Annotated in this window: 12 protein-coding genes; 7 read left to right on the top strand and 5 right to left on the bottom strand. The window is 65.3% G+C overall.

Annotated elements, in window-relative coordinates; genetic code table 11:
• Nucleotides 1–18: 18 nt before the first annotated feature.
• The gene (locus P5704_019840; GenBank protein WOF78246.1) at nucleotides 19–210 is read right to left on the bottom strand and encodes a hypothetical protein; all 192 of its coding nucleotides are present in this window, start codon (nucleotides 208–210) and stop codon (nucleotides 19–21) included.
• Nucleotides 211–677: 467 nt separating this feature from the next.
• Nucleotides 678–1,880 (bottom strand): MFS transporter, encoded by a 1,203-nt coding sequence (locus tag P5704_019835; GenBank protein WOF81287.1) that lies wholly within the window; start codon nucleotides 1,878–1,880, stop codon nucleotides 678–680.
• Between the two features lie 133 nt (nucleotides 1,881–2,013).
• On the opposite strand from P5704_019835, the gene yejK reads away from it, so the two are divergent.
• The 3 genes from yejK to P5704_019820 are packed head-to-tail and all read left to right on the top strand — an operon-like array spanning nucleotide 2,014 to nucleotide 4,692.
• Nucleotides 2,014–3,021 carry a nucleoid-associated protein YejK gene (yejK, locus tag P5704_019830; protein ID WOF78245.1) on the top strand — a complete coding sequence of 336 codons (1,008 nt, stop codon included), beginning with the start codon at nucleotides 2,014–2,016 and terminating at the stop codon, nucleotides 3,019–3,021.
• A 7-nt stretch (nucleotides 3,022–3,028) separates the two neighbouring features.
• Complete coding sequence (locus P5704_019825; protein ID WOF78244.1) at nucleotides 3,029–3,847, top strand: hypothetical protein; 819 nt, start codon at nucleotides 3,029–3,031, stop codon at nucleotides 3,845–3,847.
• Nucleotides 3,844–4,692: a DUF4344 domain-containing metallopeptidase gene (locus tag P5704_019820; GenBank protein WOF78243.1), complete on the top strand. Its 849-nt coding sequence runs from the start codon at nucleotides 3,844–3,846 to the stop codon at nucleotides 4,690–4,692. The genes P5704_019825 and P5704_019820 overlap by 4 nt, the downstream gene beginning before the upstream one ends.
• A gap of 7 nt (nucleotides 4,693–4,699) precedes the next feature.
• On the opposite strand, the gene P5704_019815 is transcribed toward P5704_019820, so the two are convergent.
• Entirely contained in the window at nucleotides 4,700–5,638 is a 939-nt protein-coding gene (locus P5704_019815) for a glutathione S-transferase family protein (protein ID WOF78242.1), read from the bottom strand.
• A gap of 104 nt (nucleotides 5,639–5,742) precedes the next feature.
• A complete protein-coding gene (locus P5704_019810) occupies nucleotides 5,743–6,018 on the bottom strand; it encodes a GIY-YIG nuclease family protein (protein WOF78241.1) in 276 nt (91 codons plus the stop codon).
• 168 nt (nucleotides 6,019–6,186) lie between these two features.
• Here P5704_019810 and mltF point away from each other — a divergent pair, with 168 nt between their 5' ends.
• A complete protein-coding gene (gene mltF, locus P5704_019805; GenBank protein ID WOF78240.1) occupies nucleotides 6,187–7,647 on the top strand; it encodes a membrane-bound lytic murein transglycosylase MltF in 1,461 nt (486 codons plus the stop codon).
• Between the two features lie 18 nt (nucleotides 7,648–7,665).
• Here the strand turns inward: mltF and P5704_019800 are convergent, their stop codons facing one another.
• Nucleotides 7,666–10,383: an HAD-IC family P-type ATPase gene (locus P5704_019800; protein WOF78239.1), complete on the bottom strand. Its 2,718-nt coding sequence runs from the start codon at nucleotides 10,381–10,383 to the stop codon at nucleotides 7,666–7,668.
• Between the two features lie 207 nt (nucleotides 10,384–10,590).
• On the opposite strand from P5704_019800, the gene P5704_019795 reads away from it, so the two are divergent.
• The 3 genes from P5704_019795 (at nucleotide 10,591) to P5704_019785 (ending at nucleotide 14,117) form a co-directional block, all read left to right on the top strand.
• The gene (locus P5704_019795; GenBank protein WOF78238.1) at nucleotides 10,591–11,271 is read left to right on the top strand and encodes an SDR family oxidoreductase; all 681 of its coding nucleotides are present in this window, start codon (nucleotides 10,591–10,593) and stop codon (nucleotides 11,269–11,271) included.
• Nucleotides 11,272–11,466: 195 nt separating this feature from the next.
• The gene (locus tag P5704_019790; GenBank protein WOF78237.1) at nucleotides 11,467–12,822 is read left to right on the top strand and encodes an 8-oxoguanine deaminase; all 1,356 of its coding nucleotides are present in this window, start codon (nucleotides 11,467–11,469) and stop codon (nucleotides 12,820–12,822) included.
• Between the two features lie 203 nt (nucleotides 12,823–13,025).
• On the top strand, nucleotides 13,026–14,117 hold the full coding sequence (locus tag P5704_019785; protein ID WOF78236.1) for a BMP family ABC transporter substrate-binding protein: 1,092 nt from the start codon (nucleotides 13,026–13,028) through the stop codon (nucleotides 14,115–14,117).
• Nucleotides 14,118–14,204 lie beyond the last annotated feature (87 nt).

The raw sequence follows: 14,204 nt of genomic DNA, 5'->3' as shown, positions 1-14,204 counted from the left end.
AGGCACCAACGAACGAATTCAGACCGCCACATCCCAGAGTTGCTTGTTCTTCAGCGCCATGGTCTGGATATAGCGCGGCTCACCGTTGATCTCTTCCAGCTCGGTCATCCCGGCCAGCTCGCCTACCACGCGATAACGCTTGCCTACACGCTTGTCCTTCAACGGATAGAGCTTGGCGATTTGTTGGGCGAGTTCGGTAAGGGTGGACATTGCTTGTTGCTCCATTGACTGCGTGCCGCAGGTATTTACCAACTGTTGATGACGGTTATGCGACAGCCGAGCCGTAGAACGGGGTTTCCAGGCTGCCACTCGGTCGCAGGCGTACACGCACAAAAGCCGATAGGTTGCTGCTAAGAACCGGCGATTTGTTCTTAACGTCTTCTACGCCGCTTCGCTTTGGAGCGATGAATCGCGAATTGATTCCGTCACGTTCGTCGCCGCTTGCGGACCGCACAGCGAAGCCAGGCAATCGCTATTGCGGGCATGACCGCTTCGGCGCGACCGGATAACCCGGCCACGCGCAAAAGAAGGAATCACGACATCGCGGACCGGCCGGATTCAGCAGGTGCCCAGGCCCATCTGCAACAGCGCCAGGCCGCCACGCTGCCAGCCCCACCAGGCCAGCATCAGCAGACCCAGCAGCAGGGCGCCGGCCAGACCCAGCCAGAGCGGCCGCATCAGTTGACCTGCGCCTCGCGCAGGCGCTCGACCGGCTGCTCGCGAATCGGCCAGTTGAGTACCGCCGCCATCAGGCTCAGCGCGATCGCGATCTGCCAGACCAGGTCGTAGCTGCCGGTACGGTCGTACAGCCAACCGCCCAGCCAACCGCCAAAGAACGAGCCCAGCTGATGGAAGAGAAAGGCGATACCACCGAGCATCGACAGGTTGCGCACGCCGAACATGGTCGCCACCGTACCGTTGGTGAGCGGCACCGTGGATAGCCACAGCAAGCCCATGGCGATGCCGAATGCGTATGCGCTCCAGACACTCAGCGGCGCCAGCAGGAAAGCACTGATCACCACCCCGCGGATCAGATACAACCCAGCCAGCAGCTTTGGCTTGGAGTAGCAGCTGCCCAACCAACCGGCGGTGTAAGTACCAACGACGTTGAACAGCCCGACCAGCGCCAGCACCGTGGTACCGACCTGCGCCGGCAGGTGCTGATCGACCAGATAGGCCGGCAGGTGCAGGCCGATGAAGACCACCTGGAAACCGCAGACGAAGAAGCCCAGCGCCAGCAAGCGGAATCCGGAATGCCCGGCGGCCTCGCGCAGCGCCTCGCCCAGCGATTGCTGAGTTCCGGGCGCCGCCGGAGCCCGCGCGGGGCTGCGCATCATCCCGGCGAGCGGCACGATCAGCGCCACCAGCAAACCGAGCGCCAGCAGCGCCGAGGACCAACCCAGCCACTCGATGAGCCCAAGGCTCCCCGGCAGCATGATGAACTGGCCGAAGGAGCCCGCAGCGCTGGCGATGCCCATCGCCATGCTGCGCTTCTCCGGCGGCACCGCCTGCCCGACCGCGCCGAGGATCACCGAGAACGAGGTGCCCGACAGCCCCAGCCCGATCAGCAGCCCGGCACTCAGCGTCAGCGTCGTCGGCGAATCGGACACCGCCATCAATGTCAGCCCAATGGCGTAGAGAATGCCGCCGATCAGCACCGCACGCGCCACGCCGAAGCGATCGGCCAACGCGCCAGTCACCGGTTGCACAAGGCCCCAGATCAGGTTCTGTACAGCGATGGCGAAGGCGAACACCTCGCGACCCCAGCCGAACTCCGCGCTCATGGGCGGCAGGAACAGACCGAAACCATGGCGCACGCCGAGGGAAATCGCGAGGATCAGCGAGCCACCAGCGAGAATCCAGGCAGAGTTGCGCCACACAGCGTTCATGAGCGTCATTCCCAGGGAAAAGGCGACCAGTTTACTCAGGAACCCCGGACCCACCGCAACTACTCATCGAACTGTCCCGGTCGGTTAAACTGCAGCTGTTTTGCCCACCCTGAACGAGTACTCCATGCCGATTCGCCACTGCATTGTCCATCTGATCGAGAAAAAGCCGGACGGCACCCCCGCCGTGCTCCACGCCCGTGACTCGGAGCTGGGCAACTCCCAGGCCATCGAAAACCTGCTGGCCGATCTCAACGAGAGCTACAACGCCAAGCAGGGCAAGGCCTGGGGCTTCTTCCACGAGGAGTCCGGCGCCTATCCGTTCAGCGGCTGGCTCGCCCAGTACATGGAAGGCAATCAGGACTTCACCGCGTTCAGCCGCCAGGCCGTCGAGCATCTGCAGAAGCTGATGGAAGAATCCAACCTGTCCACCGGCGGCCACGTGCTGTTCGCTCATTACCAGCAGGGCATGACCGATTACCTGGCCATCGCCCTGTTGCACCACAGCAACGGCGTCACCGTTACCGACTCGCTGGACGTGACCGAAGCGAAGCACCTCGACCTCGACCAACTGCACCTGGCGACGCGGATCAACATCTCCGAGTGGCAGAACAACAAGCAGTCCAAGCAGTACATCTCCTTCATCAAGGGCAAGAACGGCAAGAAGGTCTCCGAGTACTTCCGCGATTTCATCGGTTGCCAGGAGGGCGTCGACGGCCCGGGCGAGACGCGCACGCTGCTCAAGGCCTTCAGCGACTACGTCGAAAGCGAGGACCTGCCGGAAGAGAAGGCACGGGAGAAGACCAGCGCCCTGGTTGGCTACGCCAGCAGCCAGGCGAAGATCGGCGAGCCGATGTCGCTGGAGGAGCTGTCCGGGGTGATCGACGAGGAACATCCGCGCGCCTTCTACGAGCACATCCGCAACAAGGATTACGGCCTGTCGCCGGAGATTCCCGCCGACAAGCGCACGCTCAACCAGTTTCAACGCTTCACCGGACGCGCCGAAGGGCTGTCGATCAGCTTCGAGTCGCATCTGCTGGGCTCGAAGGTCGAGTACGACGAGGCGCGTGACATGCTGATCATCCGCCAGCTGCCGACCCAACTGAAGGACCAGCTCAAGCGGCGCAAGGACTGACCGCGCCATGCGCCTGGCAGACGCCATTCTCGATGACTGCCTGTGCGACCCAGCGGCGCCGCTGGCGCGCGATCCGGCACGCTGCTACGGCCTGGACAAAGCTCAGGCCCAAGCGCAGCTGGCAAGCCTGAGGGAATGGCTGCGGGTGCAGCAGAGCATGCTCTGGGCCAACCGCCGCGACGCCCTGCTGCTCGTGCTGCAGGGGCCGGACTGTTCCGGCAAGAACGGCGTGATCCGCCGCGTGCTGAGTGGGCTCGATCCGCTGGGGCTGTCGCCGCACAGCTTCCAGGCACCGAGCGCGGAGGAACGCCGCCACGACTTCCTCTGGCGCTACCGGGAGCGGCTGCCAGCGCCCGGCATGCTCGGCGTATTCAATCGCAGCTACTACGAAGCGCTGGTCAGCGATCTGCGCGACGGCCTGTGCTCGCCTACCGACATCCCGCAACGCCAGGCCGCAATCCAGGCTTTCGAGCGCGCGCTGCCGGCGGCTGGCATCCACCCGCTCAAGTGTTACCTGCAGCTATCCGCCGGCGAGCAGAAACAGCGCCTGCATCGGCGCCTGGAGCAGCCGGAAAAGCGCTGGAAGCTGACCCTCGGCGATCTGCAGGACCAGCGCAACTTCGCCCAGCAGCAGGCGCAATGGGCTGCCGTGCTGAGCAAAAGCCACAGCCGCGAAACGCCCTGGTACGTGATACCGGCCGACCACCGCTGGTTGCGCGACCTGCTCGTCGCCAGCCTGCTCGCCCGCGCGTTCGAGCGCCTGGCCCTGGACTGGCCGGCACAGCCGGCGCCATTCACCCATGCCGATCTGGACAGCACGCCATGAAGCGCTTCGCTCAGGTGTTGCTGCTACTGCCGCTGCTGGCGCAGGCGCAGGCGCAGCCAGGCGAAACAGCGCCGGAACTCTCGGTGGACGAAGTCCGCTTCACGGTCGCCAACTCCGAATTCACCCTGATGCACGAGATGGGGCACCTGCTGATCAGCGAACTGCAGCTGCCGGTGCTTGGACGTGAGGAAGACGCCGCCGACCAGCTCGGCTTCATGGGTCTGTTCCTGTTGCAGCGGGAACAGCACCGCGACGACTTCTACGCCAAGCTGATGGACGTCGCCGATTACTGGCGTCTGGAATGGCAGAGCGCGGAACGCGACGGCTCCCCGGTGCCGGTCTGGGACAGCCACGCGCTGGACGCCCAACGCTTCTACAACATCGCCTGCCTGGCCTACGGCAGTGATCCGGATCGGCTCGACTGGGTGCTGGAAGTCAGCGGCCTGCCGGTGGAACGGGCGCTGTACTGTCCCGAGGAGTATGAACAGGCGGCCCGCGCGGTGCAGTGGTTTCGCGAACACTTGGGCCGCAGCGACGAGGGACCGGCGCGGCACCGCATTCAGGTGATCTACGACACACCACCCGGACATCTGCCGGGTGGTGCCGAACTGCTGGAAAAGATCCGCGCCAGCGGCGAACTGGAGGCAGTCGCGGCGAAGGCCAGCGATGCCTTCGAACTGCCCCGCGACCTGACCCTGCGCATGTCCACCTGCGGCGCACCGGACGCCTGGTTCAACCGCATCAGCGGTGAACTCACGCTATGCTACGAGCGCATCGCCTACTTCCGCACGCTCGCTCGCGAACTGCCGAAACTGCGCGCCGGCGAATCACCGGCGTCGCACTGAGGCGTCTTCAGCGCGCCTCGATGCGATAGCCGACACGCGGGAAGTGCACGTGCACGACCCCGGTGCGGTCATCGCTGCGGCGCAGGATCAGCTCTTCGCTACCGGCAAAGACCAACTCGCCCTCGACCGGATCAGCGCCGTAATCCACCGCGGCGATGGCCACCAGCTGCCCTTCCTGGAAACCGTTCGGCTCGCTGAATGCTTCATCCGGCAGCGGCGCAGGCTCGGCCTCCAGCGCCATGCGCAGTGCATCCTCGGCGGACAACTCGCTGCTGGAGCCATGGCCCACGCCGAGTACCTTGCCAAGCCAGGCCGCCACCTCCGGGTAGCCATCCACCAGCGGCGCGGTGACCGGCGTCGCACGCAGGAACCACAGACAATGCGCGACGGCGAAGTCGGCAATCGACGGCGCCGCGCCAAACAGGAACTCGCCCTCCTCCCGCGCCAGTTGCTGCTGCAGGCGCGTCATGAAGGTTGGCCAATCATTCTTCGCCTGCTCCAGCGGAACGCGACTGACCGAGCCGTTGGCGAACAGCTGCGCACGATCCTTGCTGAAGGTCTGGACGAACTCCTTGGGCACCTGGGCGAAGCGAACGGCCATGGATTCGGGCTGGAACACCAGGCTCACGGCATTCAGGAACAGCACCGAGTCGGCCCACTGGGCAAGCGTCGCGGCGGTGAATTCCTGGCCTTCCGGGAACAGCGCCGGGGTGGCCTTCTCAGCCTCCAACCGACGCGCGATCAGCGCGGTGTCGCAGTAGATGTCGGCGCCGACCTGCAACACCGGCGTGCGCCGGTAACCACCGGTGAGCGCGGTCAGATCGGGCTTGGGCATGACCGGAGGGATCATCACCGAGCGCCAGGACAACTGCTTGAACCCCAGCATCAGACGCGCCTTTTCGGCGAAGGGCGAGGTGGGATAGTGGTGCAGGATCAGCTCGTGCATGACAGGCTCCGCCAGAGGGTCTCGAGATGGGGCGTCGCCCCGTTGAAAGAGCATCAGCTTAGACGCTCCGTTCGACTGAGCCTACCGGCTGATTGGTGCATCATTCACGCAACGGGGCCGACCATGCTCACCAGACGTTCCTTGGCACGCTTGTCCAGTCGCTTGATGGCGATCTCGCGGCGCAATGCATCGCCCTTGCTGGCGCAAGCCTCGACATAGACCAGCGCCTGCGCCGGACTGGAGTGAAAGAAACGCGCGCCGCGCCCGCGCTGGTGCTCGGCGAAACGCCGCTGCGCATCGTCGCTGATACCGCAGTACAGGGCACCGTTGGCGGCGCGCACCAGATAGACGAACCAGGGCTTGGGCTGGACCTCGGTCATGTTTCGCAAAAATCTCGGAGTCGGTGGCGGCACGGGCCGGCATTATGCCGAACTTGCGCGCCACGGTCGTTCGGCAGCATCGCCCTGGCTTCGGACGGCGCTCGCCTAGCAGAGAGCCCGGCTGCTGTCCAGATATGGTGGCGGTTCGCCTTTGCGTATACTGCGCCGATGTTTGTCCAAACCGTGTTCCGCAAGCGCTGCGCCATCTGGCTGTTGGCGACCGGACTCTTCCTGATGCTCAGCAGCTGCGCCGAAAAGCCCAGCGAGCTTGAGCGTATACAGGAGGAAGGCGTACTGCGCGTGATCACCCGCAACAGCCCCTCCACCTATTTCCAGGACCGCAATGGCAAAGCCGGCTTCGAGTACGAGCTGGCCAAACGCTTCGCCAGCAATCTTGGCGTCGAACTGCAGATCGAAACCGCCGACAACATCGAAGACATTTTCAGCCGTCTCAACCGGCCCGGCGGCCCGGCGCTCGCCGCCGCCGGCCTGGTCGCCAGCGAAGGCCGGCAGGAACTGGCGCGCTTCACCCGCTCCTATCTGGACGTCACCACCCAGGTCGTCTACCGCAGCGGCCAACGCCGCCCGACCAGCCCCAAGGACCTGATCGGCAAGCGCATCCTCGTGCTCAAAGGCAGCAGCCAGGCGGAGAAGCTGGCCACGCTGCAGGCCGAATATCCCGACCTGCGTTACGAGGAATCCGACGCCGTGGAAGTGGTCGACCTGCTGCGCATGGTCGACGAAGGGCAGATCGACCTGACCCTGGTGGAATCCAACGAGATGTCCATGAACCAGGTGTACTTCACCAATATCCGCGCCGGCTTCGATGTCGGCGAGCAGAACAGCCTGGCCTGGGTCGTGGCCAAGGGCGAGGACGACAGCCTGCTGCAGGCCGCCAACTCCTTCCTCGAACAGGCCCAGCAGAACGGCACGCTGCAGCGCCTGCGCGAACGCTACTACGGTCATGTCGACGTGCTCGGCTACGTCGGCGCCTACGCCTTCGCCAAGCATCTGCAGCAGCGCCTGCCGCGTTACGAGAAAGCCTTCCGCGAGACTGCCAGAAAACACGGCATCGACTGGCGCCTGCTGGCCGCGATCGGTTATCAGGAATCCCACTGGCAGCCCGAGGCCACTTCCAAGACCGGTGTGCGCGGGCTGATGATGCTGACCCTGCGCACCGCCAACGCCATGGGCGTGACCAACCGCCTGGACCCGGTGCAGAGCATCCAGGGCGGCGGCAAATACCTGGTCAAGGTGCACGCCAGCCTGCCCGAAAGCGTGCAGGAACCCGATCGCACCTGGTTCGCCCTCGCCGCTTACAACGTCGGCGGAGGGCACCTCGAAGACGCCCGCAAACTCGCCGAAGCCGAGGGGCTGGACCCCAACAAGTGGCTGGACGTGAAGCAGATGCTGCCGCGCCTGGCGCAGAAGCAGTGGTACAGCAAGACCCGCTACGGCTATGCCCGCGGCGGCGAGCCGGTGCACTTCGTGGCCAACATCCGCCGCTACTACGACATCCTCACCTGGGTGACCCAGCCACAGATGGAGGGCCAGCAGCTGGCCAAGAGCGAGCTGCATATCCCCGGCGTGTACACGACCGACCTGATGGAAGAACTGCCGCCACTCTGACCTTCGCGCAAGTCCGGCTCATCCCGGGCCGACGCCCATCCGACGCAGCAACGCCTTCTCGATCTCCAGGATCACCAGCACCGCCACACCGGCCAGCACCACCAGCACACCGGTCGCCAGCGGCAACGCTTCGGACGCGAACAGCGACTGCATGAACGGCGCATAGGTGAACATCAGCTGCAGGGCGAACACGCCGAACACCGCCACCAGCACCCGCGGCGTGCCCTTGACGCCCTGCACGGTAAAGGAAGGCGCCTTCAGATAACGCACGCTGAACAGATAGAACACCTCCATGCACACCAGCGTATTGACCGCCACGGTGCGCGCCGCCTCCACCGTCGCGCCCTGGCCGAGCATCCATTGATACATGCCGAAGATGCCGGCGAGAAACAGCGCGGAAACGAAGAAGATCCGCCAGATGACGAAGCGCGACAGCATCGGCTCGTCCGGTCGCCGCGGCGGACGCTGCATCACATCCGCCTCGGTCGGCTCGAACGCCAGCACCATGGCCAGCGCCACCGAGCTGACCATATTGACCCACAGCACCTGCACCGGCGTGATCGGCAGCGCGATGCCGAGCAGCACCGCCAGCAGCAGCGACAGCGACTCGCCGCCGTTGATCGGCAGCAGGAAGGTCACGGTCTTGCGCAGGTTGTCGTAGACGGTGCGTCCCTCTTCCACCGCATGGGCAATCGAGGCGAAGTTGTCGTCCGCCAGCACGATGGCGCCGGCCTGCTTGGCCGCCTCGGTACCCTTCATGCCCATGGCCACGCCGACGTCGGCCTGCTTCAGCGCCGGCGCATCGTTGACGCCATCGCCGGTCATGGCGACCACCTCGCCATTGGCCTGCAGCGCACGCACCAGGCGCAGCTTGTGTTCCGGGCTGGCACGGGCGAACACCCGGGCCTCGGCGACGGCCTGGCGCATGGCCGCCTCATCCATCAGTTCCAGCTCCGGCCCGGTGATCGCCTTGATGTCATCCCCCATGCCCAGCTGCCTGGCGATGGCGCTGGCAGTCACGCCGTGGTCGCCGGTGATCATCACCACGCGAATGCCCGCTGCACGGCACTGCGCCACCGCACGGATCGCTTCGTCACGCGGCGGATCGATGATGCCGACCAGCCCAAGCAGGGTCAGCTCGCTGGCGACATCAGCATGCTCGATCGCCTCCTGGCCGGCCGGCAGCCTGCGCCGGGCCAGCGCCAGCACGCGACGACCGGCCCGCGCCTGCGCCTCGACCTGTTCGTGCCAGTGCGACTGATCCAGCGGCCGCTCCTGGCCGTCGCTCTCGAGCTGCCGCGCGCACATGGCCAGGACCCGTTCCGGCGCACCCTTGACCAGCACCTCGCAGCCGCCTTCACAGGCATGCAGGGTGGCCATGAAACGGTGCTCGGATTCGAAAGGAATCACGTCCAGCCGCGGACGGTCGACGTGGAGGTTGGCCGGCGACAGTCCTGCCTTCATCGCCAGGGTCAGCAATGCGCCCTCGGTGGGGTCGCCGGCAAGGGCCCACAGCCCATCCTTCTCGTGCAGGCTGGCGTCATTGCACAGCGCCGCGGCTTCGGCAAGCGCGCTGGCTGCCGGCGTGCGCGCTGCCAGCGCCGCCGGTTCGACTGCCACGCCCTCGACCAGCAGCGCACCTTGCGGTGCATAGCCGGCGCCTTCGACCTCCAGCGCCTGCCCGGCGCAGATCACTTCCTGCACCGTCATCTCGTTGCGCGTCAGGGTGCCGGTCTTGTCCGAGCAGATCACCGTCACCGAGCCCAGCGTCTCCACCGCAGGCAGGCGCCGGATCACCGCGTTGCGGCTGGCCATACGCTGCACGCCGATGGCCAGGGTGATGGTCATGATCGCCGGCAGACCCTCGGGGATCGCCGCGACCGAAAGCCCCACCGCCGCCATGAACATCTCGCCAGCGCCCATGCCCCGCACCAGCGTGCCGAACAGGAACAGCAGCACGCCGGCGGCCAGGATCACGGCTGTCAGCGCCCGGCCGAAATCGGACATCTTGCGCAGCAGCGGCGTGGTGCCCTGCTCGACCGATTCCAGCATCGTCCCGATACGCCCGATCTCGGTCGCCGCGCCCGTGGCGACCACCAGCGCACGCGCCTGTCCTTGGGTCACCAGCGTGCCGGCATACCCCATGCAAAGCCGGTCGCCGATGGAAGCATCGTCGGCCACGGCCTCGACCTGCTTGTCGACCGGAACCGATTCGCCGGTCAACGCCGCCTCGTCGATACGCAGATTGCGCGCCTGCAGCAGCCGCACGTCCGCCGGCAGGCTGTCGCCGGAAGCCAGCAGCACCACATCCCCGGGCACCAGCTCGGCGGCATCGAGGTCCTGCTGGCGGCCATCGCGCAACACCACCGCGTGCGGTGCCAGCAGATGCCGAATCGCCTGCAGCGCTTTTTCCGCCTTGCCCTCCTGAACGAAGCCGATCACCACGTTGACCACCACCACCGCCAGGATCACGAAGGTGTCGACCAGGTGCCCCATCAGTCCGGTCACCAACGCCGCGGCCATCAGCACGTAAAGCAGCAGGTTGTTGAGGTGGCGCAGCAGGCGCTGCCAGACACTCGCCGGCTTGGCCTCGTCGAGCCGATTGGGACCGTATTGCAGCAGGCGCTGCTGGGCCTGTTCATGGCTGAGGCCGGCGCTCGAGGACTCCAGTTCGAGCAGCACCTCGTCGCTCTGCCGAGCATGCCAGCGGTTCGACTGCGTTTGCTGGTCGGGCATTGGATCCCCCCTGATTTCGATTCGATGATACCGGGCGCACCGGCAACGTTGGTTCATCAGAGCCGAAACAGCGCTCCTATGACCACCGCCGCGAAACCGCTTGCAACACTTACAGGACGACCAGATGCCGCACCCCTGCATTGCTGCACGCGCGCGTTGCAGCCGGGCTATTCTTGCCGGTCAGTCATGACCTACCGAGGACGCAGCATGCAAAAAACCGCACTCATCATCGGCGCTTCCCGCGGTCTGGGCCTCGGCCTGGCGAAACAATTCTGCGCCGCAGGCTGGCAGGTGATCGCCACGGTACGCAACCCGCAGCACGCCGAAGCCCTCAGCCAGATACCGCAGGTGCGCATCGAAACGCTGGATATGGACGATGCAGGCAGCGTAGATCAGCTGGCCAGCCGCCTGGCCGGCATCAGGCTCGACCTGTTGTTCGTCAATGCCGGCGTCGCCGGTCCGCAGGGCAAACCGGCCACGCAAGCCACTCAAGCGGAAGTCGGCCAGCTGTTCTTCACCAATGCCGTCGCGCCGGTGCGGCTGGCCGAGCGGCTGCTGCCGCTGGTCGATCCTACGCAGGGCGTGATCGTCTTTATGAGCTCGATCCTCGGCAGCGTCGAAACCGGTCCGGGCATGGGCATGGACCTGTACGGCGCGAGCAAGGCCGCGCTGAATCACATGACCCGCACCTTCGTCGCCGGGCTGGGCGAGACCCGGCTGACCGTGCTGTCGATGCATCCCGGCTGGGTCAAGACCGACATGGGCGGCGACCAGGCTCCACTGGATGTCGAGACCAGCACGCGCGGTATGCTCGAGCAGGTTACCCAGGCTATTGGACAGGGCGGACATCGATATCTGGATTACCAGGGCAATCCGTTGCCCTGGTAATGATGACCACAAGGGTTATCTCGGGAGTCGGATTGGCCGCTCCCACTAACCAACCCTTGGCAACCCTGTGACAAACCCACCCAAAACCCTTTATCTTCCTCCCCCGGCGAGGCATCCCCCTCCGCCTCCTGGATCAGCAGACAGGGCATAACTGAGCTGGCTACTCTGAACTCAACCATTCAGGAGAAAGCCGGCATGGCTGCTCATCGAATCTGGATCAAGCATCCCCTCGCCCTCTTCACCGCCAACGACCAGAAAGCCCCAGGCGGGCTGGTGATCGAAGACGGTGTCATCACCGAACTCCTTGCCGCCGGCGCCTCGCCCGCGCAGCCGGTGGACGAGACCTTCGACGCACGTGAACACGTGGTGTTGCCGGGCCTGGTCAACACCCATCACCACTTCTACCAGACCCTCACCCGCGCCTGGGGCCCGGTGGTCAACGAGCCGCTGTTCAACTGGCTGCTGACCCTCTACCCGGTCTGGGCGCGGCTGACACCGGAGGCGTTGCAGCTGGCGAGCAAGGTGGCGCTGGCTGAGCTGCTGTTATCCGGCTGCACCACGGCAGCGGATCACCACTACCTGTTTCCGGGCGGGCTCGAGGACGCCATCGATATCCAGGTCGGAGCGGTCCGCGAGCTGGGCATGCGCGCCATGCTCACCCGCGGTTCGATGAACCTGTCCAAGGACGATGGCGGCCTGCCGTGCAAGAGCGTGGTGCAGGACGCCGAGACCATCCTCGCCGACAGCGAGCGGCTGATCGACCGCTACCACGAGCGCGGCGACGGCGCGCAGATCCAGATCGCCCTGGCGCCCTGCTCGCCGTTCTCGGTCACCACCGACATCATGCGCACCTGCGCGGAGCTGGCCGAAGCGCGCGACGTGCGTCTGCATACGCACCTGGCCGAGACCCTGGACGAACAGGAGTTCTGCGCGAAGCGCTTCGGCATGCGCACCGTGGACTACCTGCAGAGCGTCGGCTGGCTCGGCCCGCGTACCTGGCTGGCCCATGGCATCCATTTCAACCAGGTGGAAATTCACCGCCTGGGTGCAGCCGGTGTGGGCATCTGCCATTGCCCGAGCTCCAACATGCGTCTGGCCTCGGGCATCTGCCACACGCTCGAGCTCGAGGACAAGGGCGCCATCATCGGCCTGGGCGTCGACGGCTCGGCCTCCAACGACGCCTCCAACATGATGCTCGAGGCGCGCCAGGCGCTGTTCATCGGGCGCCTGCGCTACGGCGCCGAGAAGATCACCCCAGAGAAGGTGCTGGGCTGGGCGACCCGCGGCTCCGCGCGGCTGCTCGGGCGCAGCGACATCGGCGAGCTGGCGGTCGGCAAGCAGGCCGACCTGGCCCTCTTCAGACTCGATGAGCTACGTTTTTCCGGCAGCCACGATCCCATCGCCGCACTCCTGCTGTGTGCCGCCGACCGTGCCGACCGGGTGATGGTCGGCGGCAAATGGCGCGTCATCGACGGTCAGGTCGAAGGCCTCGACGTGCAGGGACTGATCGCCGATCACCAGCAGGCGGCCCGGCAACTGGTAAACGGCTAAACAACCACGATCGAGGCTTGCACCAAAGCTGGGCGCCGTGGATTACTGGCGCACCAGTGCAAGTCTCGATCGGGCCTCGGCGTCGAGTCGAATCGGCCGCAATCCGGCACAGCGAAGGTATCTGTCCAGTTGGTCAGCTTTTTGCTAACCAGCTATCAGCCAACACAGGCTCTGTAGCTAGACAAACAGGAGCGTCACCCGCCATGCAGAACAACTCACGGAAAACCCTGCTGCGCGCCCTTGCCGCAGCGATCGGCTTCAGCGCCGCACTGACGACCGCCGCGGCGTCGGCTGCCGATCCGCTGAAGGTCGGCTTCGTCTACATCGGCCCGATCGGCGACCACGGCTGGACCTACCAGCACGAGCAGGGTCGCAAGTACATGGAAGAGAAGCTGGGCGACAAGGTGCAGACCAGCTTCGTCGAGAACGTGCCGGAAGGCGCCGACGCCGAGCGGGTCATCCGCAACATGGCCAAGAGCGACTACGACCTGATCTTCACCACCTCCTTCGGCTACATGAACCCCACGCTGAAGGTCGCCAAGCAGTTCCCCAAGGTCATCTTCGAGCACGCCACCGGTTACAAGCAGGCGAAGAACGTCGGCACCTACCTGACCCGTTCCTATGAAGGTCGCTACGTCGGCGGCTTCCTCGCGGCGAACATGACCAAGACCAAGAAGGTCGGCTACATCGCCTCGTTCCCGATTCCGGAAGTGATCCGCGACATCAACGCCATCCAGCTGGCGCTGGACAAGTACAACCCCGGCACCGAGATCAAGGTGGTGTGGGTCAACACCTGGTTCGATCCGGGCAAGGAAGCCGATGCCGCCAACGCCCTGATCGACCAGGGCGTCGACGTGATCTTCCAGCACACCGACAGCCCGGCCCCCATCCAGGCCGCCGAGCGTCGTGGCGTCTACTCCGTCGGCTATGCCTCGGACATGCAGCACTTCGGGCCGAAGGCCGTGCTGACCTCCATCGTCAACGACTGGGGCCCGCACTACACCAAGTCCGCCGAAGCGGTGATGGCCGGCAACTGGAAATCCGACGACTTCTGGGGTGGTCTGGCCCAGGACAGCATCAGCCTGCCGATCAGCGATCTGGTGCCCGCTGACGTGAAGACCGAAGCCGAAGCGATCATCACCAGCATCAAGAGCGGCGAGTTTCATCCGTTCACCGGTCCGATCAAGGACCAGGCTGGCGAAGTGCGCATCGCCGAGGGCGAGACCGCCAGCATCAAGGACCTCGCCTCGATGAATTACTACGTCGAAGGCGTCAAGGCCGAGTTGCCCAAATAAGCGCTGAGCTGGAAGCCTGAAGCTGGAAGCCAGCCGTGCCTGCTTCAGGCTTCAGGCTTCAGGCTTCAGGCTTCAGGCTTCAGGCTT

Source organism: Pseudomonas sp. FeN3W (genome assembly GCA_030263805.2).
Taxonomy (GTDB): domain Bacteria; phylum Pseudomonadota; class Gammaproteobacteria; order Pseudomonadales; family Pseudomonadaceae; genus Stutzerimonas; species Stutzerimonas stutzeri_G.
The sequence above is the reverse complement of the archived record's forward strand: the minus strand, read 5'-3'. Positions and strand labels throughout refer to the sequence as shown.